This is a genomic window from Bifidobacterium criceti (genome assembly GCF_002286935.1).
In the GTDB taxonomy this organism is placed as follows: Bacteria; Actinomycetota; Actinomycetes; order Actinomycetales; family Bifidobacteriaceae; genus Bifidobacterium; species Bifidobacterium criceti.
Window position 1 is genome coordinate 100085 of record NZ_MVOH01000017.1, and the last position, 16044, is coordinate 116128.

Here is a 16044-nt window from a genome sequence, read left to right on the forward strand (position 1 = left end):
GCCGTTCGATCGAACGGCCACACGGGGCCTTCGTGCGTTGGGACGCTGTGGTGTGGTATGGCCTCACTCGCTCGCGACGGCGTCAAGCACCGGCTGCTTGAGCGCACGGCGCGCCGGCGAGATGCTCGCGACGAGGCCGACGAGGACCGCGACGACGAGGAACAGCACGAGCTGGTCCCATGGGATCGTCAACGTCGTCATGCCCTGTGATTCATAGGCGGCGCGGATGACGACACCGGCCGCGACACCGACGACGATGCCGACGATCGTGCCGAACACCGAGAGGATGACCGCCTCGATCGCGAGCATGCCGCGCACCTGGCCGTTCGATGTGCCGATCGCGCGCAGCAGGCCGATCTCCTTCGTACGTTCCGACACATTGAGCGCCAACGTGTTGACGATGCCGAAGATCGCGATGATGATCGACAATGCGAGCAGCGCGTAGATGATCGCGAGCATCGAGTTGATCATCGAGCTCATCGACGACTTGAACTCGTCGCGCGTGAGGACCGAGACCGTGTAGAACGGCTTCACGGTCTCCTTGAGGTCCTTGCCGAGATGTTCGACGTCCGCGCCGGGCTCCGCCTGCACGTACATCTGCGTGACCATCATCATGTCCTTGCTTGTGAGCTTCTCCGCCGTCGGCAGCGAGATCATGACACCGTCGGCGTAGAGGGAGTCATCGATGATCGCGCCGATCCTGACCTGCTCCTTCTTCGTCTCGGTCTTCATCTTGACGAACTGCTTCGGATCGACGTCCTGCGCCTGCTTGACGACGTCTTCGGCCTCCTTCGCCTTGGCTTGTGCACCGGAGACGTCACCAGAGGCCGCAAGTTGCTGTGCCTCCTGCTGCAGCGCGGTCGCCTGCTGCTCGACTTGCTTCTGGTAGGCTTCGGACGCCTGCTTCGTGGCCTCTTCGTCGACCGACGTGTTTTCCGATTCGAGGTCGATCACATCGCCGATCTTCCAATGCTCGTCGTCGGCGATCGTGCGTCCGACCGCCGCTTCGCCATCTTCGACTGCCTTCGCGGCGTCGCCGTCCTGTTGAGCAATCGGTGCGATTTTGGTGAACAGATCGATATTGCCCGTGTTCGGCATGATGTCCTCCGTGGCGTTGGCCACTTTCACTGTTGGCAACATGTAGATCGGCGACGATGCACCGACGCCGTCGGTATCTTCGATTGCGTCGACGGCCTTCGTCGAGATCGGCTGTGACATGCTTGCCGTCATCGCGACATAGTCGGCGTTCACGTTGTTGTCGACGAGGTTGCTCACCGATGTCTTCATCGACGTCGCGACGACGCCGAGGCAGCTGACGATTGCAACGCCGATGAACAATGCGGCGGCCGTGTTCGCGGTGCGGCGCTTCGCACGGCCGATGTTGCGCGTCGCGAGCTTGCCGGTGACCGGGAACATCTTCGATGGAACCCAGCCAAGCACCTTCGCGGCGGGCGCGACGAACGCCGGTGCACAGACGATCGCGCCGATGACGACGAATCCGGCGCCAAGGCCGAGCGTCCAGCCGGACCCGAGGTCGTTGAGCCACTGCCAGTCGACCGTCTTCGCAGCGTCGAGATAGCACAGCACCCAGAAGGCCGCGCCGATGACGACCATCGCGATGCCGAGCCAGCCGCGCGCCTTGACCGGCTTCTCCGGGTTGACCGTCTCGTTCATCGCCTGGATCGGGGGAGCGGTCGCTGCGGTCTTCGCCGGCAATGTCGCACCGATGATCGTCACGACGACACCGACGATGACACCGATGATGACGTCGGTCGCCGATGGCGCAGGCGAGCCGGACAGCGGCATGCCGCCGCTTGTCATGCCCTTCGCGATCGCTTCGAGCAGACCCCAGCCGAGCAGCACGCCGATGCCGGAGCCGACCAGGCCGAGGATGACGGCCTGGATGAGCACGCTCGCGAACACCTGCAGCGGCGAGGCGCCGACCGAGCGCAGCAACGCATAGCCGCGCATCGATTCGCGCACAATCATCGTGAACGTGTTCGCGATGATGAACGCGCCGACGAACAACGCAATCGCCGCGAAGATCAGAATCAACGGCTGGATGAAGCCGAGCTGGTCCTGGATGCTCTTCGTCGATTCGTCGCGCACCGAAGCGCCGGTCACGGCGTGCGCGTCCGCGCTCTTCGGCAGCATCTCGTTGATGCGGTCGGCGAGCTGTTGCTGCGCCGCTTCGTCGAGTGGTGTCGTCTTGTCGCCGTACACGCCGATGTACTGGACGCTCGAGGTGTCCTCACCCTCCTCCTGCAGCTGATGTTCGACGAAGCTCGGACGGGCGAGGATCAGAATCGCGCCGAGCTGTGTGGACGGTGATGTGAAGACGCCCGAGACCGTCATCTCATGCACCTCGCCGTCGATGACGATCTTCGCCGTGTCGCCGGTCCTGAGACCGGCCTTGTCGGCCGTGTCCTCGAGCAGTGCGACCGCGTCGTCCGTCCGCGGGTAGCCCCCGGAGACGAAATGGGTGGAACGCCACGGATCGTGCTCGTCGAATCCGATGACGAGCGTCGGGGCGCCGACCGTCGTCATCGCGTCGCCGTTGCGGTCGAGCAGCACGGCGTTGCCCAGCTGATGCGTCGCGTCGGCGCTTGCGACGCCGTCGACCTTCTCGATATCGGGGATGACGTCAGTGCTGATCTCGTTGTAGGTGTGGCTGTTGACGCCGCCTTCTCCGTCCTCTTTCTGCTCGGTCGCGCCGCGCACATAGACGTCGGCGTCCGAGTTGGAGCCCATCATCTGCGCGACCTGGTCGTTGAGCATCTCACGGAAGCAGAACGAGCCGACGACGAACGCGACGCCGAGCGCGATCGCGATGATCGACATGACGAAGCGGCGGAAATGGGCCTTGGTATCTCGTAAACCTATGCGGAACATCAGTGGCTCAGGCCTCCTTGCCGGCGGTGGGTTCGACCTCGACCGGGCCGTTGTCCGGATCGTCGTGCTCGGCGAAGACGGCAAGGATGTCGTCATAGGTCGGGTGGTCCATGTCCTGCGTGATCGAGCCGTCCGACAGCACGAGCACACGGTCGGCGAAGCTCGCCGCGCGCGGGTCGTGCGTCACCATGACGATCGACTGTCCATACTCCTGCACGCACTGGCGCAGGAAGCCGAGCACCTCGCGGCTCGAACGCGAATCGAGGTTGCCGGTCGGCTCGTCGGCGAAGATGACGCTCGGGCGCTCCATCATCGCGCGGGCGCATGCGACGCGCTGCTGCTGGCCGCCCGACAGCTGGCTCGGACGGTGGTCGAGCCGGTTCTCCAGGCCGACGACGCCGACGACCTTCCTGAACCAGTCACGGTCGATCGGGCGGTGCGCGATCTGCAGCGGCAGCAGGATGTTCTCTTCGGCCGTCAATGTCGGCACGAGGTTGAACGACTGGAAGATGAAGCCGATCTCCTTGCGGCGCAATTGCGTGAGCTGCTTCTGGTTCATCGACGAGACCTCGAGGTCCTCGACGAACACCTTGCCGCTCGTCGGTACGTCGAGGCCCGCCATGCAGTGCATCAGCGTCGATTTGCCGGAACCGGACGGCCCCATGATCGCGGTGAGTTCGCCGCGGCGGAAGTCGACGCTCACATGGTTGAGCGCCGTCACCTGGCTGTCGGTGTCTCCATAGGTCTTGTACAGATCGACCGCCTTCGCGACGACCGGATCGTTGCTCGGCGCGGGTGCGCCTGTGGTTTTCCTGCTCATATGAACCTTTCCCAGTGGTCTGGTGGTAGTGATGATTCGATGCACGACGAGACTCAGACGCCTGCCGTGTGCCTTTCCGTTACCCATTGTCCGCGAAACCGTCTCGACGCAACGGTGACTGCCGTCACCTTCGCACGATGTTCCCGAATGGGACCGTGACTGCCGTCACTGTCGCATCATGTCCGGAACTTCGACGGGCGGACCGCCCATGACCGCATCGTACCGTATCGGGACGCACGGTATGCCACAATGTCCACATTCGTGCGGCCGTACCGGGACCGCCCATCAAGGACGATTCCAGCTATACCCGAGGGCATACATCCGCCGCGGCAACGTCGCGTTGCACATGGTCCAAGACGCCGCAACCGCCGGTTGCATCCGCGTCATTGCAACGATTGCGGAAACCTTCCCGATCCTCGTCCGCGACGACGTCCGTCTCACGATGTGGGAAGTGGAGACATGCGCAACCGGTTGCGCGGTGTCGATGAAACAGTGCCGATGAAGGTGCACACGGTGGATATGGATGGATATGTGCGGATGGATATGGATGGATATAGTGGAAGGCGGCAACGGCATCGTCGACAGAACAGGGGAGCGCATGGACGCACGGTATACGGTCGAACGGTTCGTCGACTATCTGCGCGCGGCGAAGGGATTGAGCGAACACACCGTCGCCGCCTACCGCTCCGATGTGCTCCAATGCCTCGACGCGCTCGCGGCGTCGGGGAAGACGGAACTCGACAACGTGACCTTGGGCGACCTGCGGATGTGGATGGCGGGGGAGTCGCGCCACGTCGCGAAAAGCAGCCTCGCACGCAAGACGATCGCGGTACGCCGCTTCTTCGCATGGGCGCTCGACCACAATGTGCTCACGCATGACCCGGCGGCCGCGCTCAAAACACCGAAACTGCCGAAGACCCTGCCCGCCGTGCTCAACGAGACACAGGCCGGGGCGCTTATGGACGAAGCCGACACCGAAGCCGCGCAACAGGGCGACGACCCGCATGCGCGCGCAATTGCATTGCGTGACTGCGCGATGCTCGAAGTGCTGTATGCGACGGGCATCCGCGTCGCCGAGCTCGTCTCGATGGACCTCAACAGCGTGCGCTACGGCAACCGCACGATCACCGTCACCGGCAAAGGTGACAAACAGCGCGTCGTGCCGTTCGGCGCGCCCGCGCAGCGTGCGCTCGAACAATGGACCGAACAGGGTAGGCCTCTGCTCGTGACGCCGCGTTCCGGGCAGGCGCTGTTCCTCGGCGCGCGCGGCGCCAGGATCGACCAGCGCATCGTACGCGGTGTCGTGCACCGCGAGGCGGCGCGCGCCGGCGTTCCGGACATCTCGCCGCACGCGTTGCGCCACAGCGCGGCGACGCATATGCTCGACGGCGGCGCCGACCTGCGCGAAGTGCAGGAGATGCTCGGGCACTCGTCGCTCCAGACGACACAGCGCTACACGCATGTCTCGATCGAGCAGCTCAAAGCGCGCTACGCGCAGGCGTTCCCACGCGCGTGAGCGTGGCCCCGATGGGCGCTATACCGGTGTGCCGTCGGTCGATTGTTTCTCAAATCGAGAACACCGGTTGCAAGGGTGTGGCACAATAAGGTGTTAATCGGCGATGGGGCTGGAACCCGCAAGTGGTTTCGGCCCCGTCGTGTATCGGCGGGCATGACCCGCCGGCCGATCAAGGAAAAGGAGTAACCACATGAAGAAGAAGGCTATCGCCGTCGTCGCAGGTGCCTGCGCGCTCGGCATGCTTCTCAGCGGCTGCGGCGGATCCGGTGACGCATCCAGCAACGCCAGCGGCAACATCATCACCGCCTACAACTCGGAGCCGCAGAACGCGCTCATCCCGGGCGACACGAACGAGACCGGCGGCGGCAAGGTCGGCCAGCTGCTCTTCGCGAACCTCGTGCGCTACGACTCGAAGGGCGACACGAAGATGGAAGTCGCCGATTCGATCGAGCCGAACAAGGACGCGACGCAGTACACGATCAAGCTCAAGGACGGTTGGAAGTTCACCGACGGCACGCCGGTGACCGCCGAATCGTTCACGAAGTCGTGGAGCTACACGGCGAACGCGAAGAACGCGCAGAAGTGCGCGTCGTTCTTCAGCTCGATCAAGGGCTATGACGACCTGCAGAAGGACGGCCTCAAGGGCGACGAACAGCTCTCGGGCCTCAAGGTCGTCGACGACAAGACCTTCACCGTCGACCTGAACGCCCCGGATTCGGTCTTCCCGATCAAGATCGGCTACCTCGCGTTCGCGCCGCTTCCGGAATCCTTCTACAAGGACCCGAAGGCCTTCGGCGAGAAGCCGGTCGGCAACGGCATGTACAAGCTCGACAAGTGGGACCACAACTCGCAGATCGTGCTGACGAAGAACGCCGACTACAAGGGTGAGGAGCAGCCGAAGAACGACGGCGTCACCTTCAAGATCTACACGTCCCCGGATTCCGCGTACGCCGATGTGCAGGCGGGCAACCTCGACGTCATGGACACCGTCCCGGCCGCGAACACGAAGACCTTCGAGAAGGATTCGTCCGTCGAGGCCTACAACAAGGCCGGCTCCGTCATCCAGACCTTCACGATCCCCGCGGGCATGAAGCACTGGGAGACGAGCACGAAGGAAGGCCAGCTGCGCCGCCAGGCGCTTTCGATGGCGATCGACCGCGAGCAGATCGTCAGCAAGGTCCTCAACGGCGTCGGCACGCCGGCGACCGATTTCACGGCACCGGTCATCCCGGGCTATTCGAAGGACCTCAAGAACGCGAAGTACCTCAAGGCCAACCCGGACGAAGCCAAGAAGCTGTGGGCCGAGGCCGAGGCGATCTCGAAGTGGGACGGCACGCTCACGTTCTCGTTCAACGCCGATGGCGGCGCGCAGCCGATCTACGAGGCGATCGTCAACCAGGTGAAGAACAATCTCGGCATCAAGGCCGCGACGAACCCGATGCCGACGTTCCAGGAGTTCCGCAACGCGATCTCCGACCGCAAGATCGAAGGCGCGTTCCGCACCGGTTGGCAGCCTGACTACCCGTCGGCCGAGAACTACCTGTACCAGCTGTACGATTCGGACGCGGCCGACGGCCACGGCTCGAACGACGGCGACTACAAGAACACCGAAGTCGACGAGCTGCTCGCGAAGGCGGCCTCGGCGACGAACGACGACGAGCAGATCGACCTCTACCACCAGACCGAGGAGATCCTGCTCGAGCAGCTCCCGGCGGTCCCGCTGTACTACTCGAACGCCGACGGCGTCGCCGCGAAGGGCGTCAAGGGCTTCGAGATGGATTGGCAGAACCAGCCGATCTACGAGAACATGACGAAGTGATTCGTCGGTTCAGCCATCCATGGGCGCGTTAATCGAACGCGCCACATGATATGGATATGACGAAGGCTCCGCATGACCCGGACGGGTCATGCGGAGCCTTCGTCATATCCTCTGTATCCTTACGAATCGTCGGTCGCGTCCTCAGTCGCGCGGCTCCTCGTCGGATGGTTCGGGCACGTCCTCGAGGAACTCGATGCGGACGGTCACCGTCGGTTGGTCATGCATAGATCCCCATTTCCAGTCAATATATGAATAATCGTATAGTTTACCAAAGTGAATGCATAATCCTGACATAAGTTCACAGTATGGGACGCCGCACCACACAACGAATCGGCGGCAATGCGCGAATATCGTCGATGTTCGCTCAGAACGTGGGCAATCCCACTATATATCGGTCAAAAGGATGCAGAATCAGGGGTGGAAGTCAAGTCATGCGGTAGACTTGCTGGATACCGCGACCGCGACCGTGGCATGATCAGCCATGCCCTGAACGCGGTCAGTAAGACAACAAGGAGCAACCAATGGGCAAATATCTTCTGCGCCGCATCCTGCAGATGATCCCCGTGGTTCTCGGTACGACACTGTTGGTGTATGCGCTCGTCTTCGCGTTGCCGGGTGACCCGGTCAAGGCGATGTTCGGAGACAAGCCCGTCAATGAAGCCGTCGCTGCCCAGATCCGCGCCGAATACAATCTGGACAAGCCGTTCATCGTGCAGTACTTCCTGTTCCTGAAGAACGCGCTGAGCCTCAACTTCGGTGAGACCTTCGCCGGTCAGCCCGTCATCTCGGAAATCGGACGCGCGTTCCCGGTCACGATCAAGCTCGCGCTCATGGCGTTCTGCTTCGAAGCGATCTTCGGATGCGTGTTCGGCGTCATCTCCGGCCTCAAGAAGGGCAAATGGTACGATTCGGTCATCCTGATCGTCTCGCTCCTGCTCATCTCGGTGCCGACGTTCGTGACCGGCTTCCTCGGCCAGTACCTCCTCGGCGTCAAATGGCGCATCCTGCCGGTCACGGCCGGATCGAACCCCGGATTCCTCGACCTGCTGATGCCGGCAATGGTGCTTGGCTCGGTGTCGATGGCCTACATCATCCGGCTCGCGCGCTCCGAGGTCTCGTCGAACATCGCCCAGGACTATGTGCGCACGGCGCGCGCGAAGGGCATGACGAACACGTCGGTCACGTTCCGCCACATCCTGCGCAACTCGATGATCCCGGTCGTCACGTACCTCGGGCAGGACCTCGGCGCACTGATGGGCGGCGCGATGATCACCGAACAGATCTTCAACATCCACGGCGTCGGCTTCCTCACCTACCAGAGCATCCTCAAGGGTGAGGCGAACATGGTCGTCTCCGTCGTCACGCTGCTCACGCTCGTGTTCGTCGTGTGCAACCTGTTGGTCGATATGCTGTACGCGGCGCTTGATCCGCGCATCCGTTACGCGTGAGGGAGGCAGGAGCAATGACAGACATCACGAAACCGTTGCCGGGACAGGAGCGCTATGTCGCGCCGCTCGACGAGACGCCGCTGCAGACCGTCGACACGGTCGACGAATCGGCACCCGCGTCGAGCATGTGGGCGGACGCGTGGCGCACGCTGCGCAAGAACCCGCTCTTCATCATCTCGGGCATCCTCATCCTCTTCATCATCTTCGTCGCGCTCTTCCCGGGCGTCTTCACGAAGAACGACCCGAACTACTGCAACCTCGACAATTCGCTTGAGCCGGCTGCGGCGGGCCATCCGTTCGGATTCGACCTGCAGGGCTGCGACGTCTACGCGCGCGTCGTCTACGGCACGCGCACGTCGCTCAGCGTCGGCATCCTGACGACGCTCATCGTCGTCGCGGTCGGCACCCTCGTCGGCGCGATCGCAGGCTTCTTCGGCGGATGGGTCGATGCGGTCCTCAGCCGCATCGTCGACATCTTCATGGCGATCCCGATGCTGCTCGGCGCGATCGTCGTGCTGCAGATGTTCCGCACGATCACTTCGATCTGGAAGGTCGTGCTTGTGCTCGCGCTCTTCGGCTGGGTCTCGACGGCGCGCATCGCGCGCGGCGCCGTGCTCTCGTCGAAGAACCTCGAATTCAACACGGCGTCGACGGCACTCGGCTCGACGCCGACGCGCAACCTGTTCCGCCACATCCTGCCGAACTCGGTCTCGCCGATCATCGTCATCGCTACGACCTCGCTCGGCTCGTACATCGTCTCCGAGGCGACGCTGAGCTTCCTCGGCATCGGCCTGCCGACGACGACGGTCAGCTGGGGCGGCGACATCTCGAAGGCGCAGTCGATCCTGCGCACCGACCCGATGGTGCTGTTCTACCCGTCCGTCGCGCTTGCGATCACCGTGCTCGCGTTCATCATGATGGGCGACGCCGTCAAGGACGCGCTCGACCCGAAGAGCCGCACGGCCTGACAATTGCGGAGGAATGAAACACATGACACAGGAAACGACACAGGAAACGAAGATCGAGGACAAACTCGAGGACCTGCAGCACCAGGAGGGTCCGCTGCTTGAAGTCAAGGACCTGCAGGTCGATTTCACGACCGACGAAGGCCACGCCGTGCATGCCGTCCGCGATTCGTCGTTCAGCGTCTATCCGGGGCAGTGGGTCGCGATCGTCGGCGAGTCCGGCTCCGGCAAGTCGACGTCCGCGATGGCGTGCCTCGGCCTGCTGCCGGGCACCGGCAAGGTCGTCGGCGGCTCGATCAAGCTCAACGGCACCGAGATCTCGCACTACACGCAGAAGCAGTTCGTCTCCGTGCGCGGCTCGAAGATGGGCCTCGTCCCTCAGGACCCGATGAGCAACCTCAACCCGGTGTGGCGCATCGGCACGCAGGTCAAGGAGTCGCTCGTCGCGAACAACATGGACGTCTCGCATGAGAAGCGCTCCGACCTCGCGAAGGCGCTCGCGAACGCCGACATCGAGATCAAAAGCGAAGGCGACGAGACGTTCCTCGGTTCGAAGGAACTGCCCGAGCTCATCGAAGCGGCCGAACAGGCGCTCGTCACAATCGGCGTGACCGGTGACGACCTCGACAAGCACATGGCGTATTTCCGCGGCGAATGGGTCCCCGGATCCGAAACCCGTTGGCGTGTCGCCGACGACCTCATCAAGGCTGGCGTCAAGGACGATGACGCATGGTACATCGCGAAGAAGTACGTCACCGGTTCGACGATGGAGGACCGCATCGCGGGCCTGCTCGACGAGGCGGGCCTGCCGGACGCGGCGACGCGTGCACGCCAGTACCCGCACGAGTTCTCTGGTGGCATGCGCCAGCGCGCGCTCATCGCGATCGGCCTCGCGTGCCGTCCCGAACTGCTCATCGCCGACGAACCGACGTCCGCGCTCGACGTGACCGTCCAGAAGAAGATCCTCGACCATCTGCAGGACCTCACGAACTCGCTCGGCACGGCCGTGCTCTTCATCACGCACGACCTCGGCCTCGCCGCCGAACGCGCGCAGCACATCGTCGTCATGTACAAAGGGCAGGTCGTCGAATCCGGCCCGTCACTCGAAGTGCTCCAGCATCCGCAGCATCCGTACACGAAGCGTCTCGTCGCCGCGGCACCGTCGCTCGCGTCGCAGCGCATCGTCTCGGTCGAGGAACGCGGCGCGGACGCGACGGCGCTCATGGAACACAAAGTCAATGAGGATTCCCTCGAACATGCCGACACCGTCATCGACGTCGAACATCTGACGAAGGAATTCAAACTCCCACGCCGCAAGGAACTGTTCAAGGCGGTCGACGACGTCAGTTTCCAGGTCAAGCGCGGCACGACGCTCGCGATCGTCGGCGAATCCGGCTCCGGAAAATCGACGGTCGCGAACATGGTGCTCAAGCTCCTCGAACCGACATCGGGCACCGTCACCTACAACGGGCAGGACATCAGCGCGTTCAAAGGCAAGACGCTCCTCGACTTCCGCAGGCACGTGCAGCCGGTGTTCCAGAACCCCTACGGTTCGCTCGATCCGATGTATTCGATCTACCGTTCGATCGAGGAACCGCTGCGCATCCACGGCATCGGCGACAAGAAGAGCCGCGCGGCGCGCGTCCGTGAGCTGCTCGACATGGTCGAACTGCCCGAGACCGTCATGCAGCGGTATCCGAACGAACTGTCCGGCGGCCAGCGCCAGCGCATCGCGATCGCGCGCGCGATGGCGCTCAATCCGGACGTCATCGTCTGCGACGAGGCCGTCTCGGCACTCGACGTGCTCGTGCAGGACCAGGTGCTCCATCTGCTCAACGACCTACAGGCGAAGAACGGGCTGAGCTATCTGTTCATCACCCACGATCTCGCGGTCGTGCGGCAGATCGCGGACGACGTCGTCGTCATGCAGCACGGCAGGCTCGTCGAACACGGCACGACGGACGAGGTCTTCCTGCATCCGCAGCAGCAGTACACGAAGGACCTCCTCGACGCGATCCCGGGCGGCAAGCTCGAACTCGGCCTCGACCTGTAACCGGGGCCGGCCGCCGGTCGTATGATGCGCGGCGGTACGCCCCACCCCGATGGGGGGCGTACCGCCGCGCGTGCATGTCCGCGGCCTGGTACGCGCAGAGGTCCGTGAGCGTACCGTTGTGCGGAAAAAGTTGCGCGACGGTACTTGGATCAGGATTCCACGGGATTGCGGACTTCGTCATCCACATCATCCACAGCTGCATCGTCCATATCGTTCGTATCTGTGTCGTCGACGCCATCGTCGTCCTCATCGCCATCGTTTGTGGCGTCCGCATCATCGTCGCCGTCCTCGACGTGGGCGCCGTCCTCCTGCGCGAACGTGTACGCGGCCATATGGTACGCCTTGCCGATCCTGTGGATCGTGTCGAGCAGATCGAAGGCCTGCGCGAAGATGATGAGCGAGAAGATTTCGTGCGAGACCTCCGCGGTGAGCAGGTCGCCGCCAGGCAGATGGCCGAGCAGGACGAACGCGAAGAACATCGTCGGGTAGATGAGCTGGCGTTGGTAGCCGTAGAAGAACGCGCGTCTGCCGAGATGGAAGACACATATCGGCACGAGGTTGATGGCCGAGAAGATGATCTGGATGAGCACGAGGACGCCGAAGCCCTCGTTGAAATTGTCGAAGAAGACCTTCCCGAAGATCGACAGGAACACGATGATGTACACGTTCGCGCCGATGAGGTACGCGAATTGCAGACGCCGCGAATTCGTGAAGAACCCGGCGACGAACACGATGAACACCGAGACCTCGACGAAGACGTCGGCATAGAATTCGCGGTCGTCGAACAACGATACGCCCGCGCCGACGAGTGCGACGACGACGAGCGCGATGCAGACGAGGAACAACCGCGGGATGCGTGGAGTCGATGTGTCATGGGGAGTCCGTGCGCGCGTCTGTTGTACGTTCGTCTGTCGTGTGTTCTTCTGTGGTTCGGTTGTCCGTTGCATGCCCATGGTGCTCGATTCGTTCGTGTCGTGACGCTTCCCACGGTAGTGCGGCGCGCGCGTGGGGCGCCGACTTCGCCGATGCCGAAACATGGGCGCGCATCGCGCGCGTCGTGAACCGGCGTGGCGTTCGGGCGGGCGCACAGGTAGGCTCGTGACCTATGACGATGACGATCACGACTTCGAACCTCAACGGCATCCGCGCCGCGAAACGCAAAGGCATGGAAAAATGGCTCCTCAGGCACACGCCCGACGTATGGTGCATGCAGGAGACGCGCGCGCCGCAGGAGGTCCTCGATGAGATCTTCGAGGAGATCGGCGCGGACTACGCACAGGCGGGGAAGGTCGAACGTGCCGGGGACATCCATACGATCGACGACGTGTGCAGGATCAAAGGACGCGCGGGCGTCGGCCTCGTGAGCGTGCTGCCGTTCGAGGGCACGCGCATCGGCCTTCCCGGACTCGACGAGGATGTCGACACCGGACGTTGGATCGAGACGGACGTGAGGACCGAACAGGGGTACACGGTGACCGTCGTATGCGTGTACGTGCACGCGGGCGCCGACGGTGACGACATCAAGGAAGTGCAGAAATACCGCTTCCTCGACGCGATGACGGCACGCATGGAGGAACTGCGCGAGGAGGCGGCGCGCGGCGGCAAACAGGCGGTCATCTGCGGCGACTTCAACATCGCGCATACGCCGATCGATCTGAAGAACCCGAAATCGAACCTGACGACGCATGGGTTCCTGCCCGCCGAACGCGCGTACATCGACCGGTGGGTCGGCGAGATGGAATACGTCGACGTCATGCGCGACCTCGCGGGCGACATCCAAGGGCCATATACATGGTGGAGCCAGCGCGGCCGCGCGTTCGACAACGACGCCGGCTGGCGCCTCGACTACCAGTTCGCGACGCCTGAACTCGCCGCCGCGGCGCGCGGCTTCACCGTCGACCGCGCCGAGGAATGGTACAAGCGTTGGTCCGACCATGCGCCGTTGAGCATCACGTACGGCGTGTGAGCCGCGCGGCGGGCCGAATGTGCGGCATGTGTGGCGAACGCGGTACACCACGCCCATGTCCGGGCGGCGCGTGCTAGGCTTGTGGCGGTAAGCGATTGGCGTGCGCGCCCGTGGCGGCGGCGTCACGGGCGCGCACGTGAGCGAAGGAAACGAGGAACCCATGGGACTGTTCGGATTCGGCAGGAAGAAGAAAGAACGCGAGGCGCGTCTCGCCGAAGCGGTCGCTTCGCAGACACAGGATGTCGCGAAGGAGGCCACCGAGGACATCGACGTGACGAAGGCCGAAGACACCGGACGGGACGAACGCATCGCGCGCGAGGAGCATGACGCCGAGGAGGCGGCCGTGCGCACGGACGAGGGGGAGGGCATCGCCGAGGCCGCCGACGCCGAGGACGCGGATGGCGATGACGAGGCGCTCGCCGTTCCGACCGAGGCGGTCATGGACTACGAAGGGCGCGGCGACATGTACGGCCCGTGGGACATCAACGAGGACAACGGCCCCGATTACGACGAGTACCTGTCGCTCGGCTCGTTCTACATCCCGTTCGTGCAGGGCATCCAGCTGCGCATCAAGGCGAGCAAGGCCGACAACACGCTCCTCGGCGCGACGGTGACGATCGGGCGCTCAAGCCTTGAGCTCGAAGCCTTCGCCGCGCCGAAGACGATGGGGCTGTGGGACGATGTGCGTGAGGACCTCGTCGAGGCGAACCCGGCCGCCAAGGTTGTGCCGGGCATCTTCGGCGCCGAGATCAGGCTGCCGATCACCTTGCCGAACGGCAAGACGCACGTCACGCGCATCGTCGGCGTCGACGGCCCGCGTTGGATGCTGCGCGGCATCTTCTCCGGACCTGCCGCGGACAACCCGGACAGCCCTGAGGCGAAGGTCCTCGACCGCTTCTTCTCGTACATCGTCGTCGACCGCGGCGAGGAGCCGCTTGCGCCGCGCGACCTCATCCCGATGGCGCAGCCGCTCACGCCGGGCGAGCGCCGCGCGATGGCCCAATCGGCCGAGGACGGTGACGGCGACGGCAATGGCCCATCAACAATCGATGGCAAGCCGACAGGCCCGATGAACTCCGACCACGAGGTCGAGCAGAAGACGACGCTCTCGCGCGGCCCGATGTTCTCCGAACTGCGCTGAGCGCCCGGACGCGGAAAGCGGAAGACCAGACGATGAACGAACCCAGGAAACGCACCGGCCTCGGCGCGCTCGCCTCAAGCGACGGCGGCGATTTCTCCGTCATCCAGGCGATAGGGGGCCCCCGCGGCGTCGTCGAATCGATGCTGCCGGGCGTCGTGTTCGTCGTGATGTTCATCATCACGAGCGACCTCAAACTGACGGTCATCGTCTCGGCTGCGCTCGCGGCGCTCCAGGTCGTCGTGCGCCTATGCCAGCGGCAGTCCGCCATGGGCGCGCTCTCGGGCCTCGTCGCCGTCGCGATATGCCTCGTATGGGCGTGGAGGAGCGGCGAGGCGCGCAACTACTACATGTACGGGTTCATCACGAACGCCGTCTACATCGTCGTCCTGCTTGTCTCGCTGCTCATCAAGGTGCCGGGGCTCGGGTTCATGATCGAGTTCATCCGCTCATTGCCGACCGAACGGTTCCGCGCATGGCTCGACGGCTGGCGTTCCGATAAGGCCCTCATGCGCGCGTACAACACGATCACATGGCTGTGGATTGGCGTGTTCGCGTTGCGCCTCGCCGTGCAGGTGCCGCTCTATCTGACGAACCGTGTCGGATGGCTCGGCACGGCGCGCCTGTTGATGGGCATTCCGTTCTGGGCGCTCGCGATATGGGTGTCCTATCTCATCGTCGCCGACCCGATGCACCGCCATAGGCAGCTGGAACTCCAACGCGCCGAGGAGATGGGCGAGCATGGGGTCCAAGGCGGCGCCGGCGGCGAACGACACTGATTGACAAGTGACGGGAATGGGGCGGATATGGGCAATGGCATCATCCTCAAAGTGGCTGTGGGCGTATGTTGCGCGTTCGCGGTGTTCGCATTGGCCTCGTGCGCGCCGCGGCACGCGGCCGTCGGCGACACGGGCGCCGCGCAGGACGCTCCAGCCCATGTCGATTCGCCGGGGGAAGCGAGGACCGTCGCGCTCATCGGCGACACGCACGGCGCCGAAGAGCTCGTCGAATCCGCATTGGACGCGGACGGCTATGCCGTCATCCTGATGGCCCGCGGCGATGCGGACGATGCGCCGGCCGCGCGCATTCAGGCGGTGCGTGACGCCGTCGCGCGCAATGTGGGCGTCATCATCGTCAGCGGAATCGATGCCTCGAAGGACGAAGGACAGTGGCGCGTCGCGTTGCGGCTCGCACGTGACGCGGGCATTCCGGTCGTATTGCTCAACCCGGTCGAGGTGCCGGACGATGAGGAACTGTACGCCGCCGTGTTCACGGTCAACGACCGCATGATGGACGCGCAACCGGTCGGCGAGGCGCTCGGCAAGGTCCTTGACGACGAACCGCATGACAAGGACATCCTCGTCACGACGCTCCACTGAGCGCGGACGATGCGATCATCCACGGACAACGCACAGCGAAGGAAACGG

The 16044-nt window shown here is 63.8% G+C and carries 12 protein-coding genes; 9 read left to right on the forward strand and 3 right to left on the reverse strand.

Annotated features, from left to right (window positions below):
• Positions 1-63: 63 nt before the first annotated feature.
• Together B1526_RS07825 and B1526_RS07830 are read right to left on the reverse strand one after the other, a co-directional pair.
• Positions 64-2892, reverse strand: coding sequence for an ABC transporter permease (locus tag B1526_RS07825; RefSeq protein ID WP_095615493.1), 2829 nt, complete (start codon positions 2890-2892; stop codon positions 64-66).
• A 7-nt stretch (positions 2893-2899) separates the two neighbouring features.
• On the reverse strand, positions 2900-3712 hold the full coding sequence (locus B1526_RS07830) for an ABC transporter ATP-binding protein (protein WP_095615494.1): 813 nt from the start codon (positions 3710-3712) through the stop codon (positions 2900-2902).
• 598 nt (positions 3713-4310) lie between these two features.
• On the opposite strand from B1526_RS07830, the gene B1526_RS07835 reads away from it, so the two are divergent.
• From B1526_RS07835 to B1526_RS07855, 5 genes are all read left to right on the forward strand, one after another.
• A complete protein-coding gene (locus B1526_RS07835) occupies positions 4311-5228 on the forward strand; it encodes a tyrosine recombinase XerC (RefSeq protein ID WP_095615592.1) in 918 nt (305 codons plus the stop codon).
• Between the two features lie 190 nt (positions 5229-5418).
• Positions 5419-7047: a peptide ABC transporter substrate-binding protein gene (locus B1526_RS07840; RefSeq protein ID WP_095615495.1), complete on the forward strand. Its 1629-nt coding sequence runs from the start codon at positions 5419-5421 to the stop codon at positions 7045-7047.
• Positions 7048-7568: 521 nt separating this feature from the next.
• Entirely contained in the window at positions 7569-8495 is a 927-nt protein-coding gene (locus B1526_RS07845) for an ABC transporter permease (RefSeq protein ID WP_095615496.1), read from the forward strand.
• Between the two features lie 14 nt (positions 8496-8509).
• A complete protein-coding gene (locus B1526_RS07850; RefSeq protein ID WP_095615497.1) occupies positions 8510-9463 on the forward strand; it encodes an ABC transporter permease in 954 nt (317 codons plus the stop codon).
• A gap of 22 nt (positions 9464-9485) precedes the next feature.
• On the forward strand, positions 9486-11513 hold the full coding sequence (locus B1526_RS07855) for a dipeptide ABC transporter ATP-binding protein (protein WP_095615498.1): 2028 nt from the start codon (positions 9486-9488) through the stop codon (positions 11511-11513).
• A gap of 149 nt (positions 11514-11662) precedes the next feature.
• Here B1526_RS07855 and B1526_RS07860 read toward each other — a convergent pair whose 3' ends face one another.
• Complete coding sequence (locus tag B1526_RS07860; protein WP_201260145.1) at positions 11663-12460, reverse strand: hypothetical protein; 798 nt, start codon at positions 12458-12460, stop codon at positions 11663-11665.
• A 158-nt stretch (positions 12461-12618) separates the two neighbouring features.
• Between B1526_RS07860 and B1526_RS07865 the strand changes: the two genes are divergently transcribed.
• The 4 genes from B1526_RS07865 (at position 12619) to B1526_RS07880 (ending at position 15996) form a co-directional block, all read left to right on the forward strand.
• Positions 12619-13479: an exodeoxyribonuclease III gene (locus B1526_RS07865; RefSeq protein WP_095615499.1), complete on the forward strand. Its 861-nt coding sequence runs from the start codon at positions 12619-12621 to the stop codon at positions 13477-13479.
• A 160-nt stretch (positions 13480-13639) separates the two neighbouring features.
• Complete coding sequence (locus B1526_RS07870; RefSeq protein ID WP_095615500.1) at positions 13640-14620, forward strand: DUF3710 domain-containing protein; 981 nt, start codon at positions 13640-13642, stop codon at positions 14618-14620.
• A 32-nt stretch (positions 14621-14652) separates the two neighbouring features.
• The gene (locus B1526_RS07875; protein ID WP_095615501.1) at positions 14653-15396 is read left to right on the forward strand and encodes a DUF3159 domain-containing protein; all 744 of its coding nucleotides are present in this window, start codon (positions 14653-14655) and stop codon (positions 15394-15396) included.
• 27 nt (positions 15397-15423) lie between these two features.
• Positions 15424-15996, forward strand: coding sequence for a type 1 periplasmic-binding domain-containing protein (locus B1526_RS07880; RefSeq protein WP_095615502.1), 573 nt, complete (start codon positions 15424-15426; stop codon positions 15994-15996).
• Positions 15997-16044: the final 48 nt, after the last annotated feature.